7 protein-coding genes and 1 pseudogene are annotated in these 7,578 nt (G+C 40.7%); 2 read left to right on the forward strand and 6 right to left on the reverse strand.

Annotation, left to right across the window (positions count from 1 at the left end; all coding sequences use genetic code 11):
• Positions 1 to 168: 168 nt before the first annotated feature.
• From LC574_RS17460 to LC574_RS17470, 3 genes are all read right to left on the reverse strand, one after another.
• Positions 169 to 342 carry a hypothetical protein gene (locus LC574_RS17460; RefSeq protein WP_229454680.1) on the reverse strand — a complete coding sequence of 58 codons (174 nt, stop codon included), beginning with the start codon at positions 340 to 342 and terminating at the stop codon, positions 169 to 171.
• The gene (locus LC574_RS17465) at positions 309 to 1,193 is read right to left on the reverse strand and encodes an aspartoacylase (protein WP_229454674.1); all 885 of its coding nucleotides are present in this window, start codon (positions 1,191 to 1,193) and stop codon (positions 309 to 311) included. The genes LC574_RS17460 and LC574_RS17465 overlap by 34 nt, the downstream gene beginning before the upstream one ends.
• Positions 1,194 to 1,411: 218 nt before the next feature.
• Positions 1,412 to 2,449, reverse strand: coding sequence for a glutathione S-transferase family protein (locus LC574_RS17470; RefSeq protein WP_229454675.1), 1,038 nt, complete (start codon positions 2,447 to 2,449; stop codon positions 1,412 to 1,414).
• Between the two features lie 760 nt (positions 2,450 to 3,209).
• On the opposite strand from LC574_RS17470, the gene LC574_RS17475 reads away from it, so the two are divergent.
• Positions 3,210 to 4,697, forward strand: coding sequence for a galactose oxidase-like domain-containing protein (locus LC574_RS17475; RefSeq protein ID WP_229454676.1), 1,488 nt, complete (start codon positions 3,210 to 3,212; stop codon positions 4,695 to 4,697).
• 403 nt (positions 4,698 to 5,100) lie between these two features.
• Here LC574_RS17475 and LC574_RS17480 read toward each other — a convergent pair whose 3' ends face one another.
• From LC574_RS17480 to LC574_RS17490, 3 genes are all read right to left on the reverse strand, one after another.
• Positions 5,101 to 5,571 (reverse strand): hydrogenase maturation protease, encoded by a 471-nt coding sequence (locus LC574_RS17480; RefSeq protein ID WP_229454677.1) that lies wholly within the window; start codon positions 5,569 to 5,571, stop codon positions 5,101 to 5,103.
• A 48-nt stretch (positions 5,572 to 5,619) separates the two neighbouring features.
• Positions 5,620 to 5,850: a DUF433 domain-containing protein gene (locus LC574_RS17485; RefSeq protein WP_229454678.1), complete on the reverse strand. Its 231-nt coding sequence runs from the start codon at positions 5,848 to 5,850 to the stop codon at positions 5,620 to 5,622.
• A 394-nt stretch (positions 5,851 to 6,244) separates the two neighbouring features.
• The gene (locus LC574_RS17490) at positions 6,245 to 6,667 is read right to left on the reverse strand and encodes a hypothetical protein (protein ID WP_229454679.1); all 423 of its coding nucleotides are present in this window, start codon (positions 6,665 to 6,667) and stop codon (positions 6,245 to 6,247) included.
• 497 nt (positions 6,668 to 7,164) lie between these two features.
• On the opposite strand from LC574_RS17490, the pseudogene LC574_RS17495 reads away from it, so the two are divergent.
• Positions 7,165 to 7,578: pseudogene (locus tag LC574_RS17495) on the forward strand (hypothetical protein); the annotation flags it as partial.

Raw genomic sequence — 7,578 nt, forward strand, 5'->3', positions numbered from 1 at the left:
CCAACTTTAAACAATTCGCAATTCGCAATACTTCGGCTACGCCCTTCTCTACGAGAGGCTGCGCCAACGGCTACCAAGAGGACAAGCTCAGTACAAGTTCGCAATTACGTTTTGTGACGGGGATTTAGATTTAGGCATCAAAACCTGCTGCCTGTAGAGAAAGGGGACTTAAACCCCCACCACTTGTTTAAACGTATAAGTAAGTTTTAGCGATCGCACTAGATATAAAAGTAATTGATGATTTAAATGCTTAATTTCTATCATCACTTCCAATAAAAAGCGATCGGACAAAAAATCCTCTACACATCTTAGATATTTATTTGCTGCCTCTGCGTAAAACACATTGCAATTCCCTTTTCGTAGTAAGCTGCCTCATTAATAAAAATCGGCCAAACGGTAGATGCCCCCTCATAATAAATTGTTTTATCTTCAAAGGTTATAAACATTGGATATCCTGGATTTAAAGCTTGATAATCCTTATCCTGAAGCTCTGGATGAATCATCCCAAAGATTTTGCCATCCGGTTGTTTTGGATAGTCCACAACTGATAAATGGTCATATAGAATCAACGTTTCGTTAGTTGATGGAATTCCATTCTGGTTAAATTGTTCTAGATAGTTGAGAATCGCATAAACAAGTTCTTCTGTTTGTTGGAACAGCCTCGCATTTAAGAGTCCTTGGGCAATAGGGCCAACCTCGATCGCAAAGCCTAATTCGCACAGAGAATTTACAAATGGGTTTTCTTCAATTGATTTAAAAGAGCAGCGATAAACCCTAACTAAAGGATTAATCTGGCTCAGATAAGCAGCCAATTTCAAGTTTAAGGGATGACTGTTTACCAAAATAATTGTCAAACCCATATTAGCTGTACTGCTGTGCAAGTCTAAGATAAAATCTGCTTGTTGCTCCCTGTTTGATACTAGGGTATGCTGGATTGATTTAGCTTGCAATTCTTCGTAACTGTTCAGAGTCGGATCTTGTAAATCTTGCTTGAGAAAACAGCGATTTAAATCCTTTTCTACATATCGTCTCCCCGCCACAAAAGCGTTAGGATTTGCTAACAGAGTCACTGTCTCAAAACTTTGTCTCGTAATCAAGTCGGGAAACTGGGCAAATTTTTGGATTAAGTATGCTCCCGTAAACTCATTGCCATGAGTTCCACCGACAATTGCAACTCGATTAATCTGGTTCACGATTCACCAACTCCAGAATACAGCTATCGAGGTATCAGTTCTTAATGTACCTTATACCAATTTAATGTGAAGCTGCACTAAATGAGTAACTCTCTATTCTTGGCGCTCTTGGCGTACTTGGTGAACCAGCGCTGTAGGCGGGTTTCCCACCGTAAGCGACTGGTGAACCCGAAGGGCGGTTCGTTTAATATTCTGTGCATCTTCATACAGAATTGGTATTATGAAGCATTAACTTTGCCAATACGATCGCGCCCAGATGGTTGATAAAGATAAGACATATCAGGCCCATCGGGAATTATCCCGCCCGGATTGAGTGGGAATAGGTTCCCATAGTAGTCCCGCTTCACACTTTCTACATCGCAGGTGTCAGCTACACCTGGAAGCTGATATAAATCACGTAAGTAAGCTCCCAGGTTGTGATAGTCTCGAATTCGCTGCCTATTGCACTTAAACAACCCATAGTAGGCACTATCAAACCGAAATAACGTCGTGAATAAACGGACATCTGCTAGGGTGAGATTATCCCCACACAGATATCGACTAGTTTGTAATGCAATGTCAATCTCATCGAGAGTTGCGAACAGTTCATTACAGGCTTGACTGTATGCTTCTTGGCTCTGAGCAAAGCCGCAGCGATACACACCGTTATTTACCGCGTGATAAATCTTTTCATTCCACCAGTCAATCTTTTCTTTGAGTGTTTCTGGATAGAGATCCACTGTGGGATTGTTGGCGAACTCGTTAAACTGAGAGTTCAGCATGACAATAATCTCTGAACTCTCATTATTGACGATAGTTTTTGTTTGGTTATCCCATAGTATTGGAACTGTAGAGCGTCCACTGTAACCAGGCTCTGCCAGCTGATAAAATTCAGCCAGTGTGCGACAACCTTCTTCTTCCTCGTTGAATATCCAACCGCCTTCAATGGGAGAAGGAGAGACGATACATACTGATATTACCGCTTCGAGTTTTTTGAGCGATCGCACAACTAGGGTTCGGTGCGCCCAAGGACAGCCCAGCCCAACATAAAGTTTGTAGCGTCCTGCTGCTGGTGGGTGTGGATTTCCTTCTTCTGTGCCAATGAACTTCCGAAACTGGCTATTAGGACGAATATAAGCTCCCGACTGATTCCTAGGAGCAAGCTTTGACATCATGATCTGCCACATACTCGTCCAAACAAATTTTCCCAGCCAGATGATCAACTTAGGAGGGAGTGTCCTGCCCTTTTTCTTGGAAAGATTTTTCTCGTCATTCATTGGAGTTGAGTTGCTTATGGCGACAATCTTGCTTTGGGAGCGATTGACGTTACCAATTATACTAAGTAGGCTTCGATTTTTACAACCCACTCTGAGCTTTACTACTTTACTTTACTACGCTTTGGCTGTGCTTTGTATCATGCTCATGGCTAATCGTCTCAAATTTGCGTAGGCAAAGCCCACCGTTCGCGTAGCGTTCCGCAGGAAAGGTATCGCAGCCAAAAGCGATCGGTTGTGATCCTCTGAATTCTATTAACTATGTATTAAGTATTGTATTATACTTGTAATTTGCATTTCAGCTAATCATTTTTCTTTTAATAAAAAATAACCTAAAAATATTTTAATTTGCATCCTCAAAAAAACCAATCTCCTGTGGGGTAGGCATTTTGCCCGCCCTAGTTGTGCAAATTAAATGTGTAACACCTGAGTGTTCAAAAATAGTTACAAATCGAAGGTCAAAAACACATTTTTTTAGCCAGTGATGCCCAATGCCAAGCCCTGAAAGGTATACGCATCAAATTTCAAAGCATGGTTCATCTTTCCCGAAAAAACACCGTGCAAGGCTTAATTAGATACTCGATAGCAGGTAAAATTGACAGCGTAATTACTAATGAAAAAACGGTATTTACCTGATCTTGTTATAAAAAACATCACATCTTAACATTAGAGAAGGCTAAAAAGTATAGATATAATTTGAGGAATAAGTTACTCAGACAAAAAACAAAAACATAAAACCTACGTAGGAATAATTGTAAATAAAGTGACTCAATCTCATAACAACCCTAACCTTTTAGAGGAAACAGATTTAGGGACTTTCATCGCTCAGGCTACTACCACAGACAAATGGGAAGTATTGCCGTACAGTGCTCCAATCCTACCTATACATGCCGTTCTACTTCGTACTGGTAAAGTATTCTTTTTCTGCGGTTCAGGTAATGATCCCAGTCGGTTAAATACTCCGTATGACAGTGTGGTTTGGGATGTGAATCAAGGAACCTTTAGCAGTCAAAAGGCTCCATTGGATAGTAATAATCAACCTATTGATATTTTTTGCGCTGGTCACTCCTTCCGCCCTGATGGTAGGTTATTGGTTGCGGGTGGAACTTTGCGCTATGACCCATTTTATGGCTCACCCTCTGCTCTGTTGTTTGATCCTATTGACGAGAAATGGGTCAAGATACGACCAATGAATAATGGCCGGTGGTATCCTACTGTGTTAACACTAGGCAGTGGTCGGATCTTTGCAATATCTGGGCCGGATAAAGATGGCAAGCTCAACAAACAACCAGAAATTTATTCTGCTTTCTTTCCAAATGGTTGGAACGCTTTTCCAACAACTCGTTCCTACCCGCCATACTTACATCTGTTTCTACTCGATAGTGGAAAAATTTTTTATTCAGGTGCTCAGATGGGCGGCAACTTTGGAGTAGCACCAACTATACTAACCCTGCCAGAGACATTTACCGAACCAATTGCAGAAAAAGTAGTGCCTGGGCTGCAAGACTCAGCTTTCGGAAATCAAGCTACCAGTCTGCTTTTACCACCTGCACAAGACCAAAAAGTGATGATTATAGGTGGGGGTAGTGGTAGAACGGCAACAAACAGGGTAAATATTGTAGATTTAAAAGATACTAACCCAACTTATGTAGCAGCACAGCCTCTAAACTATGCTCGGATGCATCATAGCGCAGTTTTGTTGCCCGATCGCACAGTGTTTGTTTGCAATGGTAGCAAAATCAATGAGGACAGAACACAATCAATGCTGCCAGCAGAAATCTACAATCCAGCTACAAATACTTGGACAGTAGTAGCTAAACAAAATGTCCCCCGCGTATATCACTCAGTGGCCTTGCTCCTACCAGATGGTAGGGTAGTCACAGCTGGGGGGAACCCTAGGCGGAGGGTTGATGAACTGCGATTAGAAATCTACAGTCCTGCGTATATGTCGCGATCGCGCCCAATTATTCAGAGCGCTCCTGAAGAATTGAAATACGGACGGCAATTTACAATTCAGACACCCCAGGCTGCGAATATTAAATGGGTTAGTCTGATTAGACCAATAGCAACCACTCATTCTTGCGATACAGAACAAAGGTTAGTGGATGTGCCGATTAATTTTAGGAACCCTACTTCTCTCAATATCACGCTCACAAGCAATCGAAACATAGCAATACCAGGCTGGTACATGCTTTTTATTAGTGACAACAATGGAACACCCTCAGTAGCAACCTGGATACGAATATTATAGCCTTACCCGTTTATGTTCAATAGACGTCTTGCAAAAGTCTCTAACACTCCACCTTCAAAAGCTCCCCACTCTTAGGGAGGGGAGCGGGGAGCGTCAGCAAATGCGGAGTAGGGTTCTTTATTTTTGATTTATGCAAGAGGTCTAATACACTGCTATAGGGTTCTTATTTGATTTTTGAAAAGACATGTAAGGTGTGTTAGCGCCGAAAGTACGGCACTATTTATAAGGATTTGGTGCGTTACGACTTTCCGTCTAATACCAATTTAATGTGAAGCTGCACTAAATGAGTAACTCTCTATTCTTGGCGCTCTTGGCGTACTTGGCGGTTCGTTTAATATTCTGTGCATCTTCATACAGAATTGGTATTAGGAGTTAGGAGTTAAGAGTTAGGAATTGAAAATTACTACTGATTATTTTGGCTGATGAGTGCAGCTACCTCTTCAAAAACTAAATCAGCAGAATGTTTAATAGTAGGACTTAACTCCAGTCCCAAAGTAAGATTTGCCGCCTCAATTAAATAAACTGTCACCTCTTCGGGAAAGTCATTTTGAAAGATTTTCCGTCCGGCGGCTAAAGCATTATCCCAACGAAAATCGTGCAAGTTATAACTAGGTTCTGGCAAAGCTTCCAGTTCTTTTCCTGGAACTTTAAACACAGCACCCGGTTCAGAACCTGTTGAACTTGCATCAATAATTATTAATTTTTTACTACCTCTAGCTTGAAACATTACTTCCATCCCTGCGGTGCCACAGTCATATACTTGCACTTTAGGATGAGGGTTTTCAGCTAGATATTTCTGTAAGCGTTGGGCAATGATTACGCCTACTGCGTCGTCACTGCGATTTAGATTTCCACAGCCGATAATAGTGAGCATGGGATAATATTTGATTGTTTAAGCAGTTGCATTGATCTAGTAATAATCTCATGCTGAAATAGATACTAGGCAAATGTCTTCAGCTGCCACTAAAGCGATCGCGTATCCTAAGCAGGCACGAATATCTTCAATTTGTAGGTCTGGATAGTAGTCTCGGATAATTTCTTCAAATGAAAGTCCGTCATTGAGCAGTTCAAGAATGCTTTGTACAGTAATGCGTGTTCCTGCGATACAAGGTTTACCGAAATGAATGTGAGAGTTAACTACGATTCTGTCCATTTAACTATAAACTAATAATATGTTTCCTAAATTATAAAATAATAAGTCACACTGTATCTATAAATGCAGTGAAACTTACTTTAAAGCTTAAGGTCATAGTAAAGGTATAAGATTAAGAACAACTCATCATCAAGCTTCTGCTGATTGTGATTATTTCAAGTTTTTGCCATAATCTGCAAAATACGAGGCTCTGACTGATGGGACAGACAAAGCCTTTGAAAAATAATTTATCAGTAAGAAACTCAGGACTTACGCAGCGATGATTAGTCATTGCGAGCGGAACGCAGTCAAGCGTTGCAATCTCGTCAAGACTGGGATTGCTTCTCTACGAGACGCTCCGCGAACGCAACGCTTGCAATGACGAAAGTACGTTGCCTTTGCGTAAGTCCTGAAACTATAACTCTACACCATGTTTCTTAGCAATTTCAGTCAGTTTCTCACACTGATGTTGTGATGCTTGAGTTAATATTTCTTCAGCCTGTTTTTTAGTACTTCCTTCTTTAGGAATTAAATACTTGACATAAAGAGATACAAAATCGGCTACGATCGCTAAACCAGATAAAGCATGTTTGTCAGCTTCCTTGCCAGCGATCGCAGCTACCAAACCTGCTTTAATTGGGTCTGGTTTAACTTTCATGAACTGATCGACAAGTTTCGGGATGTAGTCTGCTGGTGGCAAATTATCTAACTTACTTCTATCGGGAGTAAAGTTACATTCTGCGGCTTTCGCCTGTTCTAAAACACACCATTCGATGAATTCTTGCAATGCTGCATCGGGAACGCGAGGGAGATATTGATGTAGCGTTAAATCAGACACAAGCTTACCGTGTAAATTGCTGTTTTGTGGGAAGGCATTAAGGCAAGCCTAACGCATCGTTTCTAGAAGTTTTGGTGTGTTACGCTACGAGTTTTGAAACAATAGTTAGATTGTTAGATATTTCAAGCAAAAATCACCCTAGAGTAGAGCAATGATGCCCGTGATAGTCGAATACTTGTCGATTTAGGAGAAAACCACAATTACAACAGGGCTATTTCGTTCTAAACATAAATCGCCCAGAACTAAAGTTCCGCAGCTCATAGCTTAAGTCCACTTTAGTGGACTAAAAGCCTTTCTTAGTCGTCTTTAGACGAATGAATGCTATTAGCCTCAGAATAAATTCTGAGGCGGGCTAGATGAGAATGAAATAGCCCTGCAATTACAAGGATATATTTTAAATAATATTTACAGATGTATTCAAGTTGTATTTATCATGGGAATCTAAAGAATATTATCATACACTTTGATTAATTAGTTTAAGGAAAGCAGAGTTAGCTATGGGAAAAGATTATGTTTTATTTCTGCATGGCGTAAATGTACGGGAATCGAAAGAAAACGAAAAGAACCAGAATTACACCTATGCCGACAAGTTGTTTAACTTGATTGTTGAGCTAGTCCGGCAGAAAGATCGTAGTCGTGAATGCATTAAAGTAACTCTTTACTGGGGTGATGTCAACCAAAACGCCTTGAATGAACTACTAACAAACCTGAAAGGCTCGTCTAAGTGGAACCAACTCTGGTTTCAGGATTTTCGCCAAAAGCAAATATTGCAATTTGTCGGAGATGGAGGACTGTACATCAGTCGCCTAATTGGATCAATGGCGGCTGACCAACTCAAAAAGCAAACATTTAAAGGCTTAGAAAAGTATAAACAGGACGATCGCCTACATTTGGTGACTCATAGTTGGAGA

This window comes from Nostoc sp. CHAB 5715 (assembly GCF_020829685.1).
Classification (GTDB): Bacteria; Cyanobacteriota; Cyanobacteriia; order Cyanobacteriales; family Nostocaceae; genus Nostoc.

Excerpts from the sequence above, each read along its gene's own strand:
- LC574_RS17470 (WP_229454675.1), bottom strand. The coding sequence starts at position 2,449 with ATGAATGACGAGAAAAATCTTTCCAAGAAAAAGGGCAGGACACTCCCT.
- LC574_RS17480 (WP_229454677.1), bottom strand. The coding sequence starts at position 5,571 with ATGCTCACTATTATCGGCTGTGGAAATCTAAATCGCAGTGACGACGCA.
- LC574_RS17485 (WP_229454678.1), bottom strand. The coding sequence starts at position 5,850 with ATGGACAGAATCGTAGTTAACTCTCACATTCATTTCGGTAAACCTTGT.